This window comes from Brachybacterium sp. YJGR34, from assembly GCF_003347015.1.
Classification (GTDB): Bacteria; Actinomycetota; Actinomycetes; order Actinomycetales; family Dermabacteraceae; genus Brachybacterium.
This window is the reverse complement of sequence record NZ_PNFB01000001.1, coordinates 80,300-101,713: the sequence shown is the minus strand read 5'-3', so window position 1 is coordinate 101,713 and position 21,414 is coordinate 80,300. Positions and strand designations below refer to the sequence as shown.

At 72.8% G+C, this 21,414-nt stretch carries 18 protein-coding genes; 6 read left to right on the top strand and 12 right to left on the bottom strand.

Annotation, left to right across the window (positions count from 1 at the left end; genetic code table 11):
* Positions 1-25 precede the first annotated feature (25 nt).
* The 5 genes from CXH06_RS00430 to CXH06_RS00410 all read left to right on the top strand — a co-directional run bounded on the left by CXH06_RS00430 (position 26) and on the right by CXH06_RS00410 (position 4,422).
* The gene (locus CXH06_RS00430; protein WP_114853182.1) at positions 26-679 is read left to right on the top strand and encodes a bifunctional 4-hydroxy-2-oxoglutarate aldolase/2-dehydro-3-deoxy-phosphogluconate aldolase; all 654 of its coding nucleotides are present in this window, start codon (positions 26-28) and stop codon (positions 677-679) included.
* Positions 676-1,656, top strand: coding sequence for a sugar kinase (locus CXH06_RS00425; RefSeq protein ID WP_157975531.1), 981 nt, complete (start codon positions 676-678; stop codon positions 1,654-1,656). Before CXH06_RS00430 ends, CXH06_RS00425 begins: the two co-directional genes overlap by 4 nt.
* Before the next feature lie 38 nt (positions 1,657-1,694).
* Positions 1,695-2,567 (top strand): oxidoreductase, encoded by an 873-nt coding sequence (locus CXH06_RS00420; RefSeq protein WP_114853181.1) that lies wholly within the window; start codon positions 1,695-1,697, stop codon positions 2,565-2,567.
* 70 nt (positions 2,568-2,637) lie between these two features.
* Positions 2,638-3,078 carry a MarR family winged helix-turn-helix transcriptional regulator gene (locus CXH06_RS00415; protein ID WP_114853180.1) on the top strand — a complete coding sequence of 147 codons (441 nt, stop codon included), beginning with the start codon at positions 2,638-2,640 and terminating at the stop codon, positions 3,076-3,078.
* A gap of 54 nt (positions 3,079-3,132) precedes the next feature.
* Complete coding sequence (locus CXH06_RS00410; protein WP_114853179.1) at positions 3,133-4,422, top strand: MFS transporter; 1,290 nt, start codon at positions 3,133-3,135, stop codon at positions 4,420-4,422.
* 40 nt (positions 4,423-4,462) lie between these two features.
* Here the strand turns inward: CXH06_RS00410 and mgtE are convergent, their stop codons facing one another.
* The 4 genes from mgtE to CXH06_RS00390 all read right to left on the bottom strand — a co-directional run bounded on the left by mgtE (position 4,463) and on the right by CXH06_RS00390 (position 10,514).
* The gene (mgtE, locus tag CXH06_RS00405; protein WP_114853178.1) at positions 4,463-5,821 is read right to left on the bottom strand and encodes a magnesium transporter; all 1,359 of its coding nucleotides are present in this window, start codon (positions 5,819-5,821) and stop codon (positions 4,463-4,465) included.
* Positions 5,822-5,869: 48 nt separating this feature from the next.
* Positions 5,870-7,720: a gamma-glutamyltransferase family protein gene (locus CXH06_RS00400; protein WP_114853177.1), complete on the bottom strand. Its 1,851-nt coding sequence runs from the start codon at positions 7,718-7,720 to the stop codon at positions 5,870-5,872.
* A gap of 46 nt (positions 7,721-7,766) precedes the next feature.
* Positions 7,767-9,005 carry a D-mannonate dehydratase ManD gene (gene manD / locus CXH06_RS00395; protein WP_114853176.1) on the bottom strand — a complete coding sequence of 413 codons (1,239 nt, stop codon included), beginning with the start codon at positions 9,003-9,005 and terminating at the stop codon, positions 7,767-7,769.
* Between the two features lie 102 nt (positions 9,006-9,107).
* Positions 9,108-10,514: an MFS transporter gene (locus tag CXH06_RS00390; protein WP_114853175.1), complete on the bottom strand. Its 1,407-nt coding sequence runs from the start codon at positions 10,512-10,514 to the stop codon at positions 9,108-9,110.
* Between the two features lie 184 nt (positions 10,515-10,698).
* Here CXH06_RS00390 and CXH06_RS00385 point away from each other — a divergent pair, with 184 nt between their 5' ends.
* Entirely contained in the window at positions 10,699-11,505 is an 807-nt protein-coding gene (locus CXH06_RS00385; protein ID WP_114853445.1) for an IclR family transcriptional regulator, read from the top strand.
* Between the two features lie 33 nt (positions 11,506-11,538).
* Here the strand turns inward: CXH06_RS00385 and CXH06_RS00380 are convergent, their stop codons facing one another.
* The 8 genes from CXH06_RS00380 to CXH06_RS00345 all read right to left on the bottom strand — a co-directional run bounded on the left by CXH06_RS00380 (position 11,539) and on the right by CXH06_RS00345 (position 21,325).
* Positions 11,539-12,249: a hypothetical protein gene (locus CXH06_RS00380; protein ID WP_114853174.1), complete on the bottom strand. Its 711-nt coding sequence runs from the start codon at positions 12,247-12,249 to the stop codon at positions 11,539-11,541.
* A 40-nt stretch (positions 12,250-12,289) separates the two neighbouring features.
* On the bottom strand, positions 12,290-13,168 hold the full coding sequence (locus CXH06_RS00375; RefSeq protein WP_114853173.1) for a LacI family DNA-binding transcriptional regulator: 879 nt from the start codon (positions 13,166-13,168) through the stop codon (positions 12,290-12,292).
* Positions 13,169-13,183: 15 nt separating this feature from the next.
* Positions 13,184-15,706 carry a glycoside hydrolase family 2 protein gene (locus CXH06_RS00370; protein WP_114853172.1) on the bottom strand — a complete coding sequence of 841 codons (2,523 nt, stop codon included), beginning with the start codon at positions 15,704-15,706 and terminating at the stop codon, positions 13,184-13,186.
* Positions 15,703-16,563, bottom strand: a complete 861-nt coding sequence (locus CXH06_RS00365; protein ID WP_114853171.1) for an ABC transporter ATP-binding protein — start codon at positions 16,561-16,563, stop codon at positions 15,703-15,705. Before CXH06_RS00365 ends, CXH06_RS00370 begins: the two co-directional genes overlap by 4 nt.
* Before the next feature lie 4 nt (positions 16,564-16,567).
* A complete protein-coding gene (locus CXH06_RS00360; protein ID WP_114853170.1) occupies positions 16,568-17,521 on the bottom strand; it encodes an ABC transporter ATP-binding protein in 954 nt (317 codons plus the stop codon).
* Positions 17,518-18,558: an ABC transporter permease gene (locus CXH06_RS00355; protein WP_114853169.1), complete on the bottom strand. Its 1,041-nt coding sequence runs from the start codon at positions 18,556-18,558 to the stop codon at positions 17,518-17,520. Before CXH06_RS00355 ends, CXH06_RS00360 begins: the two co-directional genes overlap by 4 nt.
* Positions 18,559-18,567: 9 nt before the next feature.
* Entirely contained in the window at positions 18,568-19,554 is a 987-nt protein-coding gene (locus CXH06_RS00350; RefSeq protein WP_114853168.1) for an ABC transporter permease, read from the bottom strand.
* Between the two features lie 73 nt (positions 19,555-19,627).
* Positions 19,628-21,325, bottom strand: a complete 1,698-nt coding sequence (locus CXH06_RS00345) for an ABC transporter substrate-binding protein (RefSeq protein ID WP_114853167.1) — start codon at positions 21,323-21,325, stop codon at positions 19,628-19,630.
* Positions 21,326-21,414: the final 89 nt, after the last annotated feature.

Genomic DNA, 21,414 nt, shown 5'->3' with positions numbered 1-21,414 from the left:
CCGTCCCCTCACCCAGGAGGCCCCCATGACCGCCATCGACCGCCCCGCGCTGCCCGAGCGCACCGCCGCCTCGCGCCTCATCGTCGTCATCCGCGGCGAGCGCGCCGATCAGTACGCTCCCGTGCTCGAGACCCTCGCCGGCGCCGGCATCCGCTCGGTCGAGCTGACGCTGTCCACCCCCGGCACCCTCGAGGAGCTGCCCGCGCTGCGCGAGCGCTTCGAGGACCGGCTCGACATCGGGGTCGGCACCGTCACCGACCCCGCGGACCTGCGCACCGCCGCCGAGCGCGGCGCGCACTACATCGTCACCCCGATCACCCGCGCCGACCTGCTCGCGACCGCCACCACCACCGGCGTCGCGATCGTCCCCGGGGGCCTCACCCCCAGCGAGCTGCACGCCGGCTGGGCGGCGGGCGCCGCCGCGGTGAAGGTGTTCCCCGCGAGCGTGGTGGGCCCCGGCTACGTCAAGGACCTGCGCGGGCCCTTCCCGGGGATCCGCGTGATCCCTTCCGGCGGAGTCGACCTCGAGGCCGCCGAGGCGTGGCTGCGCGCCGGCGCCGAGGCGGTCTCCGTGGGCGGTCCGCTGTTGGGCGACGCCCTGCGCGGCGGCAGCCTCGAGCAGCTCGCCGAGCGGGCCCGGGCGTTCGTGGGCGTCGCCGCGCGCGAGGCGGGGGCATGAGCTCCACGAGCACCGCCCGCCCCCGTGTGGTCGCCGTGGGCGAGACCATGGCGATGCTGCGCAGCGGCGCGATCGGCTCCCTCGCGCACCTGCCGAGCGTGGACATCTCCCTGGGCGGGGCGGAGTCGAACCTCGCGATCGGGCTGCGCCGGCTGGGCGTGCCGGTGGCCTGGGTGAGCCGGGTGGGCGACGACCCGCTGGGCGTGCGCGTGACGCGGGAGATCCGCGCCGAGGGCGTCGAGGTGCGCTGCGACGTCGATCCGGAGCGGCCCACGGGCCTGATGATCAAGTCCCGCCCCAGCGGCACCACCACCCGCGTGGACTACTACCGCGCCGGCTCCGCGGCCGCCGCGATCACCCCGCAGGACCTCCCCGAGGACCTCATCGAGCAGGCGGAGATCCTGCACCTCAGCGGCATCACCCCGCTGCTCTCGGAGTCCGCCCACGCCACCAACGTCGCCGCGGCCCGGCGCGCGGCCGGGGCCGGGGTGCGGATCAGCCTGGACGTGAACTACCGCTCCCGCCTGGGCTCGCGGGAGCTGCTGGCCGAGCGCCTCGGCGAGATCCTCGAGCACGTCGACGTGCTCTTCGGCGGGCCGGAGGAGCTCTCGATCCTGGCCCCCGGCGTCGCCGAGGACGATCCCGAGGCGCTGCTGCGGGCGCTCGCGGACGGCGGCCGCCGCGAGGTGGTCGTCAAGCTCGGCGCCGAGGGTGCCGCCGCCCTGTCCGGGGACGAGGTCGTCACCGCGCCGGGGCACCGCGTCGACGTGGTGGACACCGTGGGCGCGGGCGACGCCTTCGTGGCCGGCTACCTCAGCGCGCTCCTCGAGGGCCGCGAGGTGCGAGAGCGCCTGGCGCGGGCGAACGCCTGCGGCGCCCTGGCCTGCACCACGCCCGGGGACTGGGAGGGCGCGCCGCGCCTCGCGGAGATCGCGACTCTCCTGGCCGGCGAGGGCGGGGACCCCGTCAGCCGCTGACCCGCCCTCTCCGGGCGCCGCCGACTACGTTGGGCGTCATGAGCACCCCGCTGCACATCGACCTCTCCCGCCTCGCCGGACGCACCGTCGTCGTCACCGGCGCCAACAGCGGCCTCGGCCTGGTGACCGCGCGCGCCCTGGCCGACGCCGGCGCGCACGTGGTCCTCGCCGTCCGCACCCCGGCCACGGGCGAGCAGGCCGCGGCGAGCATGCCCGGCACGGTGGAGGTGCGCCGGCTCGACCTCGCGGACCTCACCTCGGTCCGCGCCTTCGCCGAGGAGCTCGAGGGCCCGGTCGACGTGCTCGTCAACAACGCGGGCCTCATGGTGCCGCCGCTGGGCCGCACGGCCGACGGCTTCGAGCTGCAGATGGGCACCAACCACCTGGGGCACTTCGCCCTGACGGGCCTCCTGCTGCCCCGCCTCCGGGATCGGGTGGTCACGCTCTCCTCCATCGGCCATCGGATGGGCCGGATCGACCTCGAGGACCTGAACTGGCGGCGGCGCCCGTACCGCGCGATGCCCGCCTACGCGCAGTCCAAGCTCGCCAACCTCCTGTTCACCGCCGAGCTGCAGCGGCGCCTCGGCGCAGCCGGGTCCCCGGTGCGCGCCCTCGCCGCCCATCCCGGCGTCTCCTCGACGGCGCTGTTCCACCGCGGACAGCGCCCGACGCTCTCGGCGCGGTTCGCGCCCCTCATCGCGCAGCCCGCGGAGGTCGGCGCCCAGCCCACGCTGGCCGCGGCCGCCGCGGACCTGCCCGGCGACAGCTATGTGGGCCCCGGCGGGCTGCTCGAGATGCGCGGTGCGCCGGCGCTCGTGAGCCGCTCCCGCCGGGCCCGCGACGTCGAGACGGCGCGGCGGCTCTGGGACGTCTCGGAGGAGCTCACGGGGGTGCGCTTCCCGCTCCCGTGAGCGGTGCGGCCCCGCGGCCCGGGCCACCCTCGCTTGAAATAGTTCGCATTGCTCACTACTGTGGGCCGGCATGACGCCCACCGACCCCTCCCCCAGCGAGCTCCCGCAGCAGCTCGCCCTCGTGTGCAGCCAGTTCTCGCGGCTCGCCGCACGGCGCTCCGAGGTGGGCGTCGGCTCGGTGTCCTGGCGGGTGGTCGCCACCATCGACCGGCTGGGCCCGCTGCGCCTCAGCGAGATCGCCGACCGCGAGCGGGTCTCCCGCCCCACGGCCACCACGGTGATCACCCGGCTCGAGGACGAGGGCCTGGTGCGCCGCGCTCCCGATCCGAGCGATGCGCGCTCCGCCCTGGTGAGCACCACGCCGGAGGGCTCCGCGCAGCTCGCGCTCTGGCGCGAACAGCTGGCCGTGGGCGTGGGCGGACTCCTCGAGCAGCTCCCCGCCCGCGACCTCGAGACCCTCGAGGCCGCCGCGCAGATCCTCGCCGGGATCGTCGACGCCCACGACGGGTGACCCGCCCCCGCCCACCACCATCCCACCCCCTGCATGATCCGAGGTCCCCTCCGCATGACCGCTCCTGCCACCGAGCTCGCCGCCCCGTCGGCCCCCGCAGCGCCCACGCTCCGCGAGGCCTTCCACCAGCCGAAGGCGGTGTGGGCGATCGCCTTCGCCGCGACCGTGTCCTTCATGGGCATCGGCCTGGTGGACCCGATCCTCCCCGCGATCAGCACGCAGCTGGAGGCCACGCCCTCCCAGGCGATGCTCCTGTTCACCAGCTACCTCGTCGTCACGGCGATCGCCATGTTCTTCACCAGCTGGCTCGCCGCGCGCGTGGGCGTCAAGCGCACCCTGCTGGTGGGGCTCGCGCTCGTGGTCCTGTTCGCGGCGCTCGCCGCCACGGCCGGCTCGGTCACCGAGATCATCGGACTGCGCGCCGGGTGGGGGCTGGGCAACGCCCTGTTCATCTCCACCGCGCTGGCCGCGATCGTCGGCGCCACCGCGGGCCCCAGCGGCGGCGCGATCATCCTCTACGAGACGGCGCTCGGGATCGGCATGGCGCTGGGCCCGCTGCTGGGCGGGCTGCTGGGCTCGGTCTCCTGGCGCGCTCCCTTCGCGGGCACGGCGGTGCTGATGGGCATCGGCTTCCTCGCGATCGCGGTGCTGCTGCAGAAGGAGCCGCGCCCCGCGCCCGTCGCGCCGACGGCCGCGCTGCGCGCGCTGGCCCATCCGGCGCTGCGCACCCTCGCGCTCACCGCGGTCTTCTACAACGTCGCCTTCTTCATCCTGCTGGCCTACTCCCCGTTCCCGCTCGAGGCGGCCGCCGCCGCGCACGGCCTGGAGTTCGGCGCACTGGGCATCGGCGGGGTGTTCTTCGGCTGGGGCATCGGCCTGGCGATCACCTCGGTGCTCGTCGCCCCGGTCCTCACGCGGCGCCTGGGCCTGATCCCCACCCTGCTGGGGACGCTGGGTCTGCTCACGGTGCTGATGCTGGCCCTGGCCGCCGTCCACTCCTCGATGACCGCCCTGATCGTCCTGATCGTGATCGGCGGGCTGCTGCTGGGCATCATGAACACCGCGCTCACCGAGACCGTCATGGAGGCCACCGACCTGCCCCGGGGCGTGGCCAGCTCCGCGTACTCCGGCGTGCGCTTCCTGGGCGGCGCCATCGCCCCGGCCGTCGCCGGTCCGCTGGCCGCGGCCACCTCCGCCGGGGCGCCGTACCTGCTGGCGGCCGCCTCGATCGTCGTGGGCATGGTGGTGCTGGTGTCCGGCCGGCGCCACCTCTCCGCGGTCGGGCAGCACCACCTCTCCGCGGCGCAGGAGGCCCAGGCGATCACCGTCGGCGACGAGGGCTGAGCCCCGCAGGAGCTGGCCGGGCGGCATCCCGGCCCGCCGCTCACAGCCCCAGCACGGCGGTGGCGATCGTGAAGTAGATGATGAGGCCGGTGGCGTCGCAGAAAGTCGAGATGAAGGGGTTGGAGAACACCGCCGGGTCCGCCCCGAGCTTCTTGGCGAGCAGCGGCATCAGGCCGCCCACCATCGCGGCCATGGTGCAGATCGACAGCAGCGTGAGCCCGATGACCGCTCCGATCGCCAGGCCGTAGACGAGACCGGCGACGACGAGGCCCAGCGCGCCGAGCACCACCCCGAGAGTCGCCCCCACCCGCAGCTCCCGCCAGAGCACCCGCGGGAGGTCCCGGAACCTCACCTCCCCCACGGCGAGCGCTCTGGTGACGGTGGTCGCCGCCTGGTTGCCGGTGTTGCCGCCGGTCCCCGTCAGCAGCGGGATGAACAGAGCCAGGATCACCACCTGGTCGAGCCGGTCCTCGAAGATCTCGAGCACGTGCACGGTGAGGACCGCGGAGACCGCGAGCACCAGCAGCCAGACGATGCGGCTGCGCACCACCCCCAGGATCGGGGTGGAGAGGTAGGCGCGCGGCAGCGGCTCGGAGCCGCTGGTGCGGGCGGAGTCCTCCGCGTTCTCCTTCTCCATGATGGCCACGGCGTCATCCACCGTGAGGATCCCGACCAGGCGGCCCTCGTGGTCCACGATCGGCATCGCCAGCAGCTTCGCCTCGAAGAAGCGGCGCACCGCTTCCTCCCGGTCCTCGGTCGCCGTGGCCCGGACAGCCTCGTGGGCGAGGTCCTCGACCCGGTCACCGGCGTCGGCGACCAGGAGGCGGCGCAGCCCCACCACTCCGAGCAGCCGCCGGGATCCGTCGACCACCGGCAGCAGGTAGATGGTCTCGGGCTCGTCGGCGTGGGCGCGCACGTGCGCGAGGGCCTCGCCGGCCGTCCATCCCGGGCGCAGGGCGAGCACCTCCGGGGACATGTAGCGGCCGATCGCGTGGCGCGGATAGCCCAGCACGGCGGTGGTCATGGCGCGCTCCGCGGCGCCCAGGCCGCTCATGAGCCGCTCGGCGACCGTCGCCGGGAGCTCGTCGAACAGCAGAGCCCGGTCGTCGGGGTCGAGATCCCCGATGAAGTCGGCGACCTGCTGCGTGCGCAGCGCGGAGATCAGCTCGGCCTGGTGGTGCGCGGGCAGCGCCTCGAAGACCGCCAGGGCGGCGTCCTTCTCGAGCACGCGGAACAGCAGCGCGGCCTCGGTCGCCGGCCGGGTCCCGACCAGGTACACCAGCTCCGCCCTCGGCAGCTGATGGGCCTCGCGGGAGAGCTGCTCGAGCTGCGCCTCGTCCAGCGGCGACGTGCGCAGCAGAGCGAGGACGGAATCGACGGTCACGGAGGAATCATCCACGGGACCATTGTCTCCGCAGCGGCCTGGGATTCTCCTCCCCCCGGGCGATCAGCGCCCCGCGGCGTACCCCTGTGCCCCGCGGGAGTTCGCGGCCGCGCGGAGGACCCCGGTGTCGGGATCCCGCATCACGGCGGAGAGTCTCCCGAGGGACCAGTCGCCGGCGCGGGTCACCCGGTGGCCCCGCGCCTCAAGACCGGCGATCACGTCCTCTCCGATCCGATCCTCGAGCACCGCCGACCCCGGGGACCACGTGCGCGGCCAGAACGAGCTGGGCGCGGACAGGGTGTGCAGGGCGGGCGCGTCGATCGCCTCCTGGAGCGAGAGCCCGCCCACCAGCACCCGCAGCAGGAACAGCAGCTGCCACTGGTCCTGCTGGTCCCCGCCCGGGGAGCCGCAGGCGAGCACCGGCTCGCCCGCGCGCAGCACGAGCGTCGGGGTGAGGGTGGTGCGGGGTCGCGCCCCGGGCCGCAGGGCGGAGGGCAGCGCCTCGTCCAGCCACATCATCTGCAGCCGGGTCCCCAGGCAGAAGCCGAGCCCGGGGATCGCGGGCGAGGACTGCAGCCAGCCGCCCGAGGGGGTGGCGCTGATGATGTTCCCCCACCGGTCCACGACGTCGAGGTGGCAGGTGTCCCCGCGCGCCTCGCCGGTGGCGCGGACCGTCGGCTCCCCGGAGCCGTGCGCGGTGGCGGCCGCGCCGCCGGAGGAGGCCGCGTGATCGTCGTCGGTGCGCAGCGGGGGATGCACCGGCGACGCGTCCCCGAGGAGGCCGGGCCGGAACTCCCGGGAGGCCGTGTCCGTGACCAGCGCCCGGCGCGCGGCGAGGTACTCCTCGGAGAGCAGGTCGTCGAGGGCGACGGACCCGTCCCCGAAATGGGTGTCGCGGTCGGCGAGCACCAGCTTCAGGGTCTCGAGGATCGTGTGCGCCCCGCGCTCGGTGGACGGGTCCAGCCGGTCGTCCTCGAGGCCGTCGAGGTGGCGCAGGGCCTGCAGCAGGGCGGCGCCCTGCCCCCAGGGCCCGGTCTTCGCGACCGTGACGCCGCGGAAGGAGGCGGTGGCGGCGGGCTCGAAGCAGGCGGAGGCCGCGGCGAGGTCCTCGAGGGTCATCACCCCCGCATGGTCCGCGCCGTCGGAATGGCGATGCGGGGTGCGGAGGAAGTCGGCGATCGCCTGCGCGACCGGGCCGGTGCGCCACCGGGTGCGGGCCACCTCGATGCGGGCCACGCGGCCCTCCTGCCCGTCGGCCCCGATGCCCTCGCCGGCCGCGACGAGGTCCCGCAGCACGGCCGCGTACTCGGGATTGCGCAGCAACGCGCCGGGAGTCGGCGGGCGGCCGTCCGGCATCCACAGGGTGGCGGAGCTGGGCCAGTGCTCGGTGAAGGTCTCCGAGACCGTCGCGATCTGCGCGCACACCCGCTCGAGGACGGGGTGACCGTTCTCGGCGCCGTCGATCGCGTGCTCCAGGACGTCGGCGAGCTCCCAGGTGCCGTGCTCCGCCAGCAGGAGCAGCCAGGCGTCCACCGCGAACGGGACGGCGGCGGCGAGCGCCCCGGTGCCCGGCACCCGGTCCAGCCCCTCGGACCGGTAGTGCTCGATGGTGGCGCCGGCCGGCGCGGGCCCCTGCCCCATCAGCACCCGGGGCGTGGGGTCCTCGCCGGTCGCGAGCACCGCGGTCACGTCGCCGCCGGGGCCGTTGAGATGCGGCTCGACCACGTGCAGGACGAAGGCTCCCGCCGCGGCGGCGTCGAAGGCGTTCCCGCCGCGCTCGAGCACGCTCTGCATGGTGGCGGTCGCGATCCAATGGGTGGAGGCGGACATCCCGAAGGTGCCCTCGAGGGTGGGTCGCGTCGTCGGTCCGGGCGGGACGAGGAACGACGGGCCGGCGGGCGCGGAGGCGGTCATCGGTGATCTCCTTCGAGGGCACGGGGCGGGGCGCGGGCCCCCGCTCTCACCAGTCGTGCACGGTGCCGTCGCGGAGGCGGTTCACGGGCAGGTAGGCGGGAGCGTACTCGTGGGCGGCGGCGGCCTCCTCGTCGAGCTCGACGCCGAGGCCCGGGGCCTCGCCCGGGTGGAGGAGGCCGTCCTCGACACGGTAGCCGGTGCGGAACACCTGCAGCGCCTGCTCCGAGTGCGGCATGTACTCCTGGATGCCGAAGTTGTGGATCGCCAGGCCCAGGTGGAGATGCGCGGCCATGCCCACCGGCGAGACGTCGGTGGGGCCGTGGAAGCCGGAGCGGATCCCGTAGATCCCCGCGAAGGTCATGATCTGGCGCAGCCCGGTGATGCCCCCGGCGTGGGTGGCGGAGGAGCGCACGTAGTCGATCAGCCGCTCGGTGATCAGCGTCTGGTAGTCGTGCACCGAGTTGAAGACCTCCCCGATGGCCAGCGGGGTCACCGAGTGCTGGCGCACCAGGCGCAGCACGGACTGGTCCTCGCCGGGCGTGCAGTCCTCGAGCCAGAACGGGTCGTAGGGCTCGAGCGACCGTGCCAGCCGTGCCGCCTCGATGGGGGTCATGCGGTGGTGGCCGTCGTGGAGGAGGCGCAGCTCGGGGCCGAACTCCTCGCGCACGCCCTCGAAGACGGCGGGCAGGTGGCGGAGGTAGGCGCGGGTGTCCCAGGTCTCCTCCGTCGGCCGCAGCGGCGCCCCCGCGGCCGGGCGGCCGGCGGGCTCGTACTCGTACTTCCCGCCCGGGGCGGCGTCGTGCACGCCGTAGATATGGTCGAGCCCCGGGACGCCGGCCTGGACGCGCACCGCCTGGAAGCCCTGCTCGACGTATCCGTGGACCGCCTCGTTGAGCCGCTCGATCGTGGTGCCGGAGGCGTGGACGTAGGCGAGCAGGCCGGTGCGCGAGGCGCCGCCGAGCAGCTGGTAGAGGGGGACTCCGGCCTTCTTCGCGGCGATGTCCCACAGCGCCATGTCGATCGCGGCGACCGCGGCCATGGTCACCGGCCCGCGGCGCCAGTAGGGGCTGCGGTAGAGGTACTGCCAGGTCGCCTCGATCGCGGACTCGTCCCGGCCGATGAGGGTGGGGGCGACATGGTCGCGCAGGTAGGAGACGACGGCGAGCTCGCGGCCGTTGAGCGTGCCGTCGCCCCATCCCACGGCCCCGTCGGAGGTGGTGATCTTGACGGTGACGAAGTTGCGGCCCGGGCTGGTGACGTTCACGTCGACGCGGTCGATGGCCATGGGGAGGTCCTCCAGGGGAGTAGGAGCGGGTCGGGGTGTCGCAGGAGAGGACGACGAGCGCTGCTCGGGCCCGTACCGCTGAGCGTGGCACAGGCCCGGAGGTCACATCGCCGGGTTCGGATCGGTGAGATCGCGCCCGGCGACCTCCTTCATCCACAGGGCGGCGAAGAGCGCACAGCCGCTGAAGAACATGATGATCACGGCCACCGGGATCCAGGACCCGGTGGCGGCGACCAGGGCGGCGGCGATCACCGGGGTCGCACCGGTGGCGACGATGGCGGCGACCTCGCGGACCACGCCCGTGGCCTGGTAGCGGTTCTTCGCCCCGAAGATCTCGGGCAGCGTCAGGTTCTCCATCGAGGCCAGGGACATCACGCCGATGTTGTGCAGCACCACGTAGCCGAGGATGACCTGCGCGGTGCCGCCCGAGACGATCAGGAGGATGCAGGGCAGGGCGACGACGAGGCCGGCCGTGCTCATCACGGCGTACATCGTCCTGCGTCCGAAGCGGTCGCCCAGCAGACCCACCACGGGGACGGTCAGGAAGGCGACCAGCGAGGAGATGATGACGACCTCGGTGGACAGCTGCTTGTCGAGCATCAGGAAGACCGTCATGAAGGTGATCAGGTAGGTCTGGATCATTCCGGAGTTGCCCGCCTGGCCGAAACGGAGCAGGAAGGCGACCGCGACCGACTTCACGGTCCACGAGGGCGCCTCCTGGAACTCCTCGGTCGCGGCGGGCGCGGCGCCGTCCGTGAGCTCCTCGGCGTCGACGACCTGGCCGTCGACGACGTCCTGGCGGGCCTCGAAGACGGGGCTCTCCTTGAGGTTCAGCCGCACCCACACCGCGAAGACCATGACCAGCGCGCTGGCGATGAAGGGGATGCGCCATGCCCAGTCGTACAGCTGCTGCTCCGTGACCGCGACCAGCAGGACGGCCCAGATCGCCGAGGCGAAGAGGGTGCCGCAGTTGGTGCCCAGCGCCACCAGGGAGGCGACCAGGCCGCGGCGGGACACGGGGGCGTACTCGGCGAGCATGACGCCGGCGCCGGAGATCTCCGCGCCCGCGCCGAATCCCTGGGCCATCCGCAGAGCGACCAGCAGGGCCGGGGCGAGGAGCCCGACCTGCTCGTAGGTGGGCAGCACGCCGATGAGCGTCGTGGCCAGGCCCATGAGGACGATCGTGTAGAAGAGGACCTTCTTGCGCCCGATGCGGTCGCCCATGCGTCCGAAGTACCAGGCGCCGACGGGCCGGGCGACGTACCCGACGCCATAGGTCGCCATCGCCCCGATGACGGCCATGCCGGCGTCCTCCGAGGCGAAGAAGATCTCGCTGAAGACGAGCGCCGCGGCGAGCGAGTACAGCTGGAAGTCCATGAACTCCAGCGCGGTGCCGAGCCAGCCGGAGACGGAGGCGCGGACCAGGTCCCCCACGCTGCGCGTGGGCTGGGCCGAGGCGGTGCCCGGGGATCCCTCGTCCCGGGCGTCGGTCGTCGTGTGCGTGGTCATCGTGCTCCTTCGCGCGACGTCGCGGACCGCGGGGGCGGACTGCAAGCGGTGTCGGGTGGTCGGCCCGACGGTCTGAAGTTTTGCCTGTCGAAACGCATGTTTCGCAATGCGCGATTAGAGTAGACCCGATCGGTCCGCGGGGCAACGCAGCCCCGGCACGCACGCCTCGGAGAGAATGGACGCCATGACCACGAGCCCGCCGCATCCGGAACCCGCCGCCTCCCCCGTCGGCAGCGTCGACAAGGCGCTGGCGCTGCTGGAGGTGCTCGCCGAGGCCGGCCCCGAGGGGCTCGCTCTGCGGGAGATCGCCGAGGCCAGCGGGCTGAACAAGGCCTCGGTGCACCGGTTGCTGCGTGCCCTCATGCATCGCCGCTTCGCGGAGCAGCTGCCCGACGACCAGCGCTACCGGCTGGGCGGGGCGGTGCCGGAGCTGGCGCGGCGCCTCGAGGGGACCGAGAACCTCGCCCTGCTCTTCGCCCCGGCGCTCGCGGCGGTCTCGCAGCGGACCCAGGAGCTGGTGCATCTGGGCCGCCTCGACGGCACCGGCGTGCTCTACCTGGACAAGGTGGAGCCCGAGCGCACCGTGCGGGTCTGGTCCCGGGTGGGCAAGCGGGCACCGGCCGCGCGCACGGCGATGGGCCGGGCGCTCCTCGCCGCCGACGGGGTGCGCGGCGCCGCGCTCGCGGCGTACGCCCGGGCCACCGTCGGGGAGGTCGTCGAGCCCGGCGCGGTGGTCACGGCGGATCGGCTCGAGCGGGTGGTCGAGGAGACCGCGCGGCGCGGCTGGTCCACGGAGGTCGAGGAGAACGAGGCCGGCATCGCCTGCGTGGGCATCGCGCTGACCCGCCCCGGCGGCCGCTCGGTCGCGGTGAGCGTCACCGGACCGATCGAGCGGATGGACGAGGACCGCCGCGCGGAGGTCGGCGAGCTGCTGCGCGCCGAGCTCGGCCACCTGGCGCCCGCGGGCTTCTCGCTCGCTCCCCTGCCCTGAGACCTGCGGCGCCGGCCCTCGGCGCCCCGCCCCTCAGCGCCTCGTGGTGGGGCTCCCGCCCCGGGCCCGCCGGCGCTCGCGCATCACCTCGAGCACGCCGCCCACGATGCTCCCGAGCGCCAGGGCCACCAGCACCGTGATGAGCAGGGCGGGCTGGGACGCCGAGGGCGGGTCGGCGCTCGCCGCGGCGCGGGCGAGCACCCCGACGCCGAGCAGCACGGCTGTGACGAACCCGGCCACGGCCACGCCGATCTGCAGCGCCCGCACCCGGCCGCCGGCGGCGACGAGGAAGGCCACGAGCACGGCGATCGTGACGGCCTCGATCACCACGGCGGAGAGCACCACGAGCACGGATCGGCTGAGACCCAGCATCGCCGGCAGCGTCAGACCGGGCTCGGCGAGCCCGATCAGCGCACAGGACACGACGCCGACGGCGGTGCTCAGGGTGCTGCCCTCGGACTGCACGATGACCAGCACCGCGGCACCGAGCGCCCCGAGCAGCCCCAGCAGCATCGCCACGGCGGAGAAGGTCGCCACCGTGCCGGGACCCACGGCGAGATAGCCGGCCGCGGCGAGCACGACGCCCAGCAGCAGTCCCAGGCCGGTGGCCAGCCCCGGAGCGCTCCATGACCGGCGCGGGGCGGCGATCACGCCCGCGGCGAGCGGGAAGGCGACCGGGATCGCCAGCATCACGGCCGTGAGCGCACAGGCGAGGAGTTCGACGGGCTCGAGATCGAAGGACATGCTCCATGGTCACCCGAACCGAGGCTCCCCGGCGAGGAGTTCAGCGGATCGGGACCGATGCGGGACCTGCGGTCCCGCGCGCACCGGTCGGCGGGGAGATGAGCGTCCCGCGGGGCAGCAGGCGGGGCAGCGCCTGGGCGACGCTGACCTCGCAGCCGGCGTCCGCGAGCATCGTCAGCGCCGCCCGGCCCAGATCCACCCCCAGCTGATGGGGCTGACGATCGATCACGGCCAGCGGCGGGGCATGCATCTGGCAGGCCGGGGAGTCGTCCCAGGCGAGGATCGAGAGCTCGGCGGGCATGTCCAGTCCGGCCTCGACGGCGGCCCCGTAGCCCGCGATCGCCATCGCGTCGTTGTCGTAGACCGCGACGGTGGGCCGCACCGGGGCCGCGAGCAGCCGCCGGGTGGCCTCGGCCCCGCTCGGGGCGCCGTAGTCCCCCTCCGCGACCAGCACCGGGAACCCGTGCTCGCGCTGGAACTCCTCGTAGGCGCGGCGGCGCCAGGTGCTGTGCAGCAGCTCGACGGGCCCGCCGACGTGCGCGATCCGCTCGTGCCCGCGGCGGTGCAGGTCCTCCAGGACGCTGCGCATGGTGCCGGCGTTGTCGATGCTCACGCTGGAGCCGATCCTGGGCTGCCGCACGTCCCCGATCACCAGGCAGCTCAGGCCCAGCTCGCGCACGGCGAGGGGCCGCGGGTCCCCCTCGCGCAGGTCCTTGAGGATGACGATGTCCGCCGCACCCCGCTCGGCCCAGCGGTGCAGCACCTCGACCTCCTCCTGGACGCCCCGGGCGACGTGGCTGAGCACGCCGTGCCCGCGCGGGACCACGGTGTCCTCGAGGCCGTGGAGCACCTGGGTGTAGAACTGCTCCGAGCGCGCCGACCACACCGACTCCGGGATCGCGACGCCGATCGTGCCCATGCCCACCGCTCCCGGTCAGCCGGCCCGCGCCTGCGCCCGCGCGAGCAGGTCGTTGGCGCTGACCAGGACGGTGGGGTCGAGGAAGGCGGCCGGGTCGACGGCGGCGGCGGTGCGCACCCGCACGGTGGTCCGCTCCCCCGGCAGCAGGGTCACCAGCTGCCGATCGCTGACGGCGTCGGGCGCGACCCGGTCGGCGTGCACGCACAGGTCGCGCACCGTCGCGCTCGCGGCGAGTCCGAGCTCGACGCCGTCCTCGCACGCCCGCGCAGTGGCGGTGAGCGCGCCGTCCGGGAGGTGCGAGTCGACGTCCTCGGCGAAGAAGTGCACGGTCCGCTCCGGCCGTCCCTCGAGCGCGACGACGAGCACCTCGTCCGCGGGATCGGCCGGCTCGGCGAGCGCGGCGGGCACGGGGATCGTCACCGCGGTGCGCGGGGCCGCGTGCACCTCCAGCGCCGTCTCGGCCAGCACCGTCCCGGCGTGGTCCTGGCGGCGCAGCAGCGCCCGGCCCGTGATCTCCTCGTCGGTGTCGTTGCCGAGGCTGATGGCGGGGCCGTCCGGACGGGGCTGGACGGTCAGCAGCACGGGGGCGTAGAGGTCGCGCAGCGCGTACCAGAGCAGCTTGCGGCGACCGTCGCCGTCCACCGCGGCCCAGGAGACCACGGGCCAGCAGTCGTTGAGCTGCCACACGATGGTGCCGCCGCAGACCGGCCAGTGGGAGCGGTAGTGGCCGATCCCGCAGATCAGGGCCCGGGCCTGGTTGAGCTGGGTGGTGGCGTGGAAGTCGTCGAAGCCCTCCGGCGCCGGGAGGTGGCGGGCGAAACCCCGGCGCAGCTTGTCCTGACCGCCCACCGCCTTCTGGTGCGAGAGCATCGTGGGCGAGTCCGGGTCCAGGGGCCGCTCGGTGACGGCGCGGGCGAGGGTCGCGTGGTTCGCGGGGCCCTGGTAGCCGAACTCGGCGGAGAAGCGCGGGACGGTGTCGCGATAGCGCTCGTAGTCGTTGTCCCCCTCCGAGGCCCAGGCCACCCAGTTGTGCACGGTGCCGTGATCGGGGTTGCGGGGGTCCTCGGGCAGCGGCCGGGAGTAGGGGCTGGTGGGCGTGTAGCTGCGGGTGGGATCGAGCTCGGCCAGCAGGGCGGGGAACAGCTCGGTGTAGTAGCCGAGCCCCCAGCCGGTGCCCTCCTCGATCGTCTCCTTCCAGCCCCAGTGGTAGTAGCCCTCGACGTTCTCGTTGCTGCCGTTCCAGTGGACGAGGGAGGGATGCCAGGCCAGGCGGACGATGTTCTCCCGTGCCTCGGCCTCGAACTCGCTCCTCAGCGGCTCGAGCTCGGAGTAGGCGGCGCAGGCGGTGGTGAAGTCCTGCCAGACCAGCAGACCCAGCTCGTCGCACAGGTCGTAGAGGAGATCGGACTCGTACAGCCCGCCGCCCCAGATGCGCAGCATGTTCATCCCGGCGTCGACCGCATCGGCGACGCTCGCGGCGTAGTCCGCGGCGCCGAGGCGGGTGGGGAAGCAGTCGTCGGGGATCCAGTTGGCGCCCTTGGCGAGGATCGGGCGGTCGTTGACGACGACGGTGAAGGAGGTGCCGATCTCGTCGGCCTCCTCGACCACGCCCGCGGTGCGGAACGCGATCCGGTGCTCGCGGCGGTCGCGCACCGTGCCGTCGGCCTCGCGCAGCGTGACCTCGACGGTGTAGAGCGGCTGCTCCCCGTAGCCGCGCGGCCACCACCGCTGCGGATCCTCGACCGCGAGGGCGAGGTCGAGGGCATCGCGCGCATCGGTGACGCGGGCGGCGGCGACCTCGGTCCCGGCGGGGTCCAGCACGCGGGCCGCGAGCTCGAGCGGGACCTCGGCCGATGCCTCCGCGCGCTCGATCCGGGCGTGGAGCGCCACAGCGCCCCGGCCGTCGTCGACGGTGACCCGGGGGCGCAGCTGCTCGATCCGCGCCACGGACCACTGCTCGAGCCCGATCGGGCCGGCGATCCCGCTGGTGACCAGTACCGGCCCCCAGTCCCAGCCGAAGTTGCAGGCCATCTTGCGGATCGCGTTGTACGGCAGGTCATTGCCGACCACCGGCAGATCGCCCAGCACCGCCTGGTTCTCCCGCGCGGTGCGCAGCGGGGAGGCGAAGCGGATCTCGAGGTCGTTCGTGCCCGCGCGCACCAGGTCCGTGACGTCGAAGCGCCAGGAGCGGTGCTGGTTCTGGACCGTGGCGACCCTCTGCCCGTTGAGCACCACGGTCGCCGCGGTGTCCAGGCTCGCGGCCACCAGGTCCACCCGGTCCCCGCCGGGGTCCTCGGCGGTGAAGCGGGTGCGATAGACGACGTCGCACTCCCCCGTCCAGGCCAGATCGTGCTCGTTCCGGTCGAGGTACGGATCCTCGATGAGGCCCGCGGCCAGCAGATCCGTGATCAGCGTGCCGGGCACCTCGGCGGGGATGTCCTGGGCGCTCAGCGGCGCGGGGCCGTCGACGATGCTCAGCGTCCAGTCCTCGTGGAGGTCGCGGCGGAGCGGGCCGGGGGCGGCGGGGGAAGGTGTCACGGGGTGTCCTCCGAGGGGGCGAGGTGGTCGGGCATCGGCACGCCCCGCCGCTTCGCCTCGGCGAGGAAACGGGGGTTGGTGCCGGGTTCGGGGGCGGCCACGAGGAGCTGCCGGGTGAACTCCGCCTGGGGGCGGAGGATGACGTCGTCGGCCGGTCCCTGCTCGACCACGTCCCCGCGGTACATCACGAGGATCTCGTCGGAGAAGTGCCGGGCGGTGGCGAGGTCGTGCGTGATGTAGAGCATCGCCAGGTTCTCCTCGCGCTGCAAGCGGGCCAGGAGGTTCAGCACGCCCAGGCGCACCGAGACGTCGAGCATCGAGACCGGTTCGTCGGCGATGAGGATGCTGGGCCCCGGGGCCAGCGCCCGGGCGATCGCGACCCGCTGGCGCTGGCCGCCGGAGAGCTCGTGGGGCTTGCGGTCGACGTAGTCCTCGGCGGGGGTGAGATTGACGCGCGAGAGCAGCTCGAGGACCTTCTCGCGCACGGTCGAGCGCGTCGCCTTCCCGTGCAGCAGCAGCGGTCGCTCGATGTGGTGGCCGATGCTGTGGTACGGATTCAGCGAGGCGAAGGGGTCCTGGAAGACCATCTGCACCTCGTCCCGGTAGCGGGCGAGCGCGGCACCGCGGCGACCGATCGGCGCGCCGTCGAGGGTGATCGTCCCCGAGGTGGGCCGCTCGAGCTGCGCGATGAGCTTGGCGATGGTGGACTTGCCGGAGCCGGACTGCCCCACCAGGGCGACGGTCCGGCCGGGGGTGAGGTCGAAGTCGACCCCCTTGACGGCCTGCAGCGTCGAGAACTTCAGGCCGCTGCGGAGGGTGTAGGTCTTGGTCAGCTCGCGGACGGAGAGTGCGGTCATCGGGTCAGCTCCTCGTCGGATCCTGGTCGAAGCCCGCCCGCACGAAGTCCCCGGCCTCACCGGTCAGCGACGGGAAGGAGCCCAGGAGCGTGCGGGTGTAGGCGTGCCGTGGCGCGAAGTAGAGGTCCTCCGCGGTCTCGAGCTCCACGATCCTCCCTGCCTTCATGACGGCGATGCGGTCGGCGATCTCCAGCAGCATCGGCAGGTCGTGGGTGATGAACACGACCGCGAAGCCGAGCTCGCGGCGCAGCCGGAGCACCTCCTGGAGGATCTCCCGCTGGACCACGACGTCCAGGGCCGTGGTCGGCTCGTCCATGATCATCAGCTGCGGGTCGAGGGAGAGCGCCATGGCGATCATGACGCGCTGACGCATGCCGCCGGAGAGCTCGTGCGGGAAGGCGTCCAGCCGGGAGGGGTCCACGCCCACCAGCTCGAGCAGCTCGGCGCCGCGCCGCGCGCGCTCCTCGCGACCGAGGTGCGGCAGATGGGTGGTGAACACGTCCCCGAGCTGGGTGCGCACGTTCAGCACCGGGTTCAGGGAGTTCATCGCCCCCTGGAACACCATCGCGACCTTCGACCAGCGGAAGCTGCGCAGCCGGTCCCCCTCGAGGGCGAGCACGTCCACGTGCTCGCCGGTCACGTGGTCGTGGAAGGTGACCGTGCCGGAGGAGATGCGGGCCGGCGGGCGGTGCAGCTGGTTCAGACCGTAGGCCAGCGTGGTCTTCCCGCAGCCGGATTCCCCGGCCAGGCCCAGGACCTCTCCGCGCCGCAGCTCGAAGGAGGCGTCCTTGACGGCGTGGACGGGCTGCTCGACCTCGTAGACGACGTTCAGCCCCTCCACGGTGAGCACCGGCTCGTCGCGGACCGGGGAGCCGCCGCCGGTGCGGTCCGCCTCGAGCGTGTCGTGCAGGATCTCCTGCAGATCCTCGGGGTCCCTGTTCGTCGTGGGGTCGCTCATGCGGACTGCTCCTGACGGGTCGCTGCGGTCTCGGGGTCGGTGCCGTCGGGGCCATCGGTGCCCTCCGCGCTCTCGGAGCTCTCGGGGGCGTCGTGGGCGTGGGCGGCCTCGGCCCGTCGCACCTGCCGCGCGGCCTTGGGGGCGGAGCGCAGGCGAGGGTTGATGATGCCGTCGATCGAGAAGTTGATGAGCGAGAGACCGCCGCCCAGCAGGGCGATCAGCAGCCCCGGCGGGACGAACCACCACCAGGCCCCGAGGGTCAGGGCCTGTGCGTTCTGCGCGTAGAAGAGCATCGAGCCCCAGGTCTGGGTGCCCACCACGCCGAGGCCGATGAAGCTCAGCCCCGCCTCGCCGAGGATCGCGGTGATCAGCGCGAAGACGAAGCCGCTGGACATCACCGGCAGCAGGTTGGGCAGGATCTCCACGGCGATGATCCGATGCGCCTTCTCCCCCGCGATGCGAGCGGCGTGGACGTAGTCGCGGGTGCGGATCGAGAGGGTCTGCGAGCGCAGCACCCGCGCCGCGGCCGCCCACGAGGTGATCGCGAGGATGAAGGAGATCAGCAGCAGGCCGCGCTGCTGGACGTAGGAGCCGATGACGATCATCAGCGGCAGCCCCGGGAGGATCAGCACCACGTTCGTGAACAGCGAGAACACCTCGTCGAGCCAGCCGCCCAGGTATCCGCCGAGGATGCCGAAGAAGGCGGAGAGGAACAGGGCGAGGGAGGCGACGATGATGCCGACCAGCAGGGAGCCGCGCGTGGCGTAGGCCAGCTGGGCGAGCACGTCCTGGCCGGTCTGCGTGGTGCCCAGCAGGTGCTCGGCGCTGGGCGGAGCCATGCCGATGTCCGAGATCGCGAGCGGATCCTGGACGAAGAAGGGGGCGATCAGGCCGAACAGCGTGATGACGAGGACCAGGCCGCCGCCGACGAGCAGCGAGGGGGTCAGCACGGCGGGTCGGCGGGACGGGCGCGGGCGGGCCGCCGGGACGGCGCGCTCGGGAGCGACCCGCTCTGCGGTGGGTTCGATGGTGGACATGTCGCCTCCTCAGCCCCGGACCCTGGTCCGCGGATCGATCACGCCGTACAGGAGATCCACCACGAGGTTCGCCGCGAGGACGGACACCGTGATGATGAGGAACAGACCCTGCATGAGGGCGTAGTCGTTGTTGTTGACGGCCTGCAGCATCGTGAAGCCCATCCCGGGATAGGAGAACACCGTCTCGACGACGATCGAGCCGGAGACCACGAAGCCGAGCGAGATGGCGAAGCCGGAGACGCTGGGCAACACCGCGTTGCGCGCGGCGTACATGAGCATGACGCGCCGCGGGGAGAGCCCCTTCGCCTCGGCGGTGAGGATGTAGTCCTCGCTGAGGGTCGAGACCATCATGTTGCGCATCCCCAGCAGCCAGCCGCCCAGGGAGCTCAGCACGATCGTGAGCGCCGGCAGGAAGGCGTGGTAGAGCGCATCGGAGAGGAAGGCGTAGTCGAGGGCGGGCCGCACCAGGGTCACGTCGTAGCCCCCGGAGACGGGGAACCAGCCCAGGTTCACCGAGAACACGTAGATGAACAGCAGGGCGAGCCAGAAGTACGGCACCGCCTGCAGGATCGTGGTGGAGGGGATCAGAGAGTCCAGCCAGGTCCCGCGCCGCCACCCGGCGACCATGCCCAGCGAGACGCCCAGCAGGAAGGTGAACGCCGTGGACATCCCCACCAGGACCAGCGTCCAGGGCAGCGACTGGGCGATCACCTCGGTCACCGGCTGCGGGAAGTAGGTGACCGAGATGCCCAGGTCACCGGCGAAGAGCCCCTGGAGGTACGCGACGTACTGCTGGAGAAGGGGCTGGTCGGTGTCGGCGCCCAACATGATCGCGATGGCGTCGCGTGTCTCCGGCGGGACCGGTCCGCGCAGGGCGAGCTTGGCGAGCACGGCATCCACCGGGGAGCCGGGCAGGGCCCGGGGGATGAAGAAGTTCAGGGTGACGGCGGCCCAGAGGGCGACGAGGTAGAAGCCGAGTTTTCGCACCAGGTGCACAGCGATGGATCCTTCCGGGGACGGGACGGAGGCTCGGGCGCCCCCGCGCCCGGGGGCGCGGGGACGTCAGGTCTCAGGAGTCCGCAGGGACCACGGTCTTGAGCACCTCGGCGTTGTCCGGGGCGGACCACGACATCGGGTAGACGTAGAGGTCCTCCTGGGAGGGCCAACCGGTGATCCTCGTGTCGCTGTACTCGGTGAGGCTCGAACCGATGAGCAGCGGGATCGCGGGCATCACCTCGACCAGACGCTGCTGGATGATGAAGTACTGCTCCTTCTTCTCCTCGGGATCATCGGTCGCTGCGGCGGCCAGCAGCGCCGCATCGACGTCGGGATCGGAGAAGCGGGTGACGTTCTGGTACGGGTTGCCGTTCTCCCCCACCGGAACGGTGGTGTCGGTCGAGAAGTGGTTGGAATAGGCGTAGTAGGGGTCCGGCGCCGGGCCCTGGCCGATGGAGTCGATCACCAGCTGGTAGGTGCCCTTGGCCTTCGCGTCGTTCCACTCGTTGACGGAGACCTGCTGGGGGATCAGCTCGATGCCGATCCCGCGGTACTGCTCGGCGAGGGTGTCCAGCGCGGTGACGAAGTCCGACCAGCCGGTGGGGCAGCTGACGGTCATCGAGACCTTGACGTCGCCCTTGGCATAGATGCCGTCCTCACCCTCGGCGTAGCCGGCGTCCTCGAGCACCGTCCGCGCCATGTCGGGATCGGCATTCCACGGGGCGTTCTCGATGGAGGGGTCGATGAAGTCGGCGTCGCGCTCGGGCAGCGCGAAGGACGGCGAGATGTCCGTGCCCAGACCGAAGAAGGCGAGCGTGGAGAGCTGCTCGCGATCCATGCCGTAGTAGAGCGCCTTGCGCACGGCGGGATCGGTCTGGGGCCCCTCGCAGCCGAGATCCGGATTGCTCGCGGCCATCAGTGCGGCCTGGGAGATGCCGGTGTTCGTGAAGCTGAGGTGCTCGTTCGCCTCGACGTGGGTCTCGAGGTCGGGGATCGCGACGGACATGTAGTCGATCTCGTCGGCGAGCCACTTGTCGGTCGCGGCTTGATTGCCGGTCAGCGCGATCGCGCGGACACCGCCGATGGCGGGCACGCCCTCCTCCCAGTAGTCGTCATTGGCGACGCTGAGATAGGACTCGGTCGAGTAGGAGTCGAAGCGGAAGGGGCCGGTGCCGATCGGCTCCTCGTTGGCGTACGTCGAGAGATCCTCGACGTCGGTGAAGAGGTGCTCGGGGATGATCCAGGTGCGCCCCAGGGCGTTGGGACCCTCGGTGTAGGAGGGCTTGTCGTAGGTGATCACGACCGACGTGTCGTCGGGGGCCTCGGCCGACGGGGCGGTCCCGGCGGGGTTCAGTGCCTCGGTGTCGCGGATCTTCATGAAGGTGAAGGCGACGTCCTTCGCCGTGAACGGCTCGCCGTCGTGCCAGGTGACGCCGCCGCGGACGGTGACGGTGAGGACGGTGCCGTCCTCGTTCCACGCGAAGGTCTCGCCGAGCAGGGGCTTGGGCTCCTGGTCGATCGCCTCGAGCGGGTTGAAGTAGAACAGCGGCTCGAAGAGCACGCCCTGGACCAGGGACACCACCGAGGGCGAGTGCGGGTTGAAGTTCGCGGTGAACTCCCCGGAGCCGGTGAAGGTGGTGGCGATCGGACGCTCGTCGCCGCCCTCCCCCGATCCGGTGTCGAGGTTGGAGGCCCGGCTGCAGGCGGCGAGAGCCAGCGGGGCAGCTCCGAGGGCGGACAGCTTGTACAGGTCACGGCGGCTGAGGTGCATCGTTGCTCTCCTTGGTCACGCGTCATCGCGCAGTGGGTTCGCCTCCCTCGGCGAACTTACTTCATTGCATTAATGAAGTAGGAGTAGTC

Excerpts from the sequence above, each read along its gene's own strand:
- CXH06_RS00430 (WP_114853182.1), top strand. The coding sequence starts at position 26 with ATGACCGCCATCGACCGCCCCGCGCTGCCCGAGCGCACCGCCGCCTCG.
- CXH06_RS00425 (WP_157975531.1), top strand. The coding sequence starts at position 676 with ATGAGCTCCACGAGCACCGCCCGCCCCCGTGTGGTCGCCGTGGGCGAG.
- CXH06_RS00420 (WP_114853181.1), top strand. The coding sequence starts at position 1,695 with ATGAGCACCCCGCTGCACATCGACCTCTCCCGCCTCGCCGGACGCACC.
- CXH06_RS00415 (WP_114853180.1), top strand. The coding sequence starts at position 2,638 with ATGACGCCCACCGACCCCTCCCCCAGCGAGCTCCCGCAGCAGCTCGCC.
- CXH06_RS00410 (WP_114853179.1), top strand. The coding sequence starts at position 3,133 with ATGACCGCTCCTGCCACCGAGCTCGCCGCCCCGTCGGCCCCCGCAGCG.
- CXH06_RS00400 (WP_114853177.1), bottom strand. The coding sequence starts at position 7,720 with ATGACCGCCTCCGCGCCCGCCGGCCCGTCGTTCCTCGTCCCGCCCGGA.
- manD (WP_114853176.1), bottom strand. The coding sequence starts at position 9,005 with ATGGCCATCGACCGCGTCGACGTGAACGTCACCAGCCCGGGCCGCAAC.
- CXH06_RS00390 (WP_114853175.1), bottom strand. The coding sequence starts at position 10,514 with ATGACCACGCACACGACGACCGACGCCCGGGACGAGGGATCCCCGGGC.
- CXH06_RS00385 (WP_114853445.1), top strand. The coding sequence starts at position 10,699 with ATGACCACGAGCCCGCCGCATCCGGAACCCGCCGCCTCCCCCGTCGGC.
- CXH06_RS00380 (WP_114853174.1), bottom strand. The coding sequence starts at position 12,249 with ATGTCCTTCGATCTCGAGCCCGTCGAACTCCTCGCCTGTGCGCTCACG.
- CXH06_RS00375 (WP_114853173.1), bottom strand. The coding sequence starts at position 13,168 with ATGGGCACGATCGGCGTCGCGATCCCGGAGTCGGTGTGGTCGGCGCGC.
- CXH06_RS00365 (WP_114853171.1), bottom strand. The coding sequence starts at position 16,563 with ATGACCGCACTCTCCGTCCGCGAGCTGACCAAGACCTACACCCTCCGC.
- CXH06_RS00360 (WP_114853170.1), bottom strand. The coding sequence starts at position 17,521 with ATGAGCGACCCCACGACGAACAGGGACCCCGAGGATCTGCAGGAGATC.
- CXH06_RS00355 (WP_114853169.1), bottom strand. The coding sequence starts at position 18,558 with ATGTCCACCATCGAACCCACCGCAGAGCGGGTCGCTCCCGAGCGCGCC.
- CXH06_RS00345 (WP_114853167.1), bottom strand. The coding sequence starts at position 21,325 with ATGCACCTCAGCCGCCGTGACCTGTACAAGCTGTCCGCCCTCGGAGCT.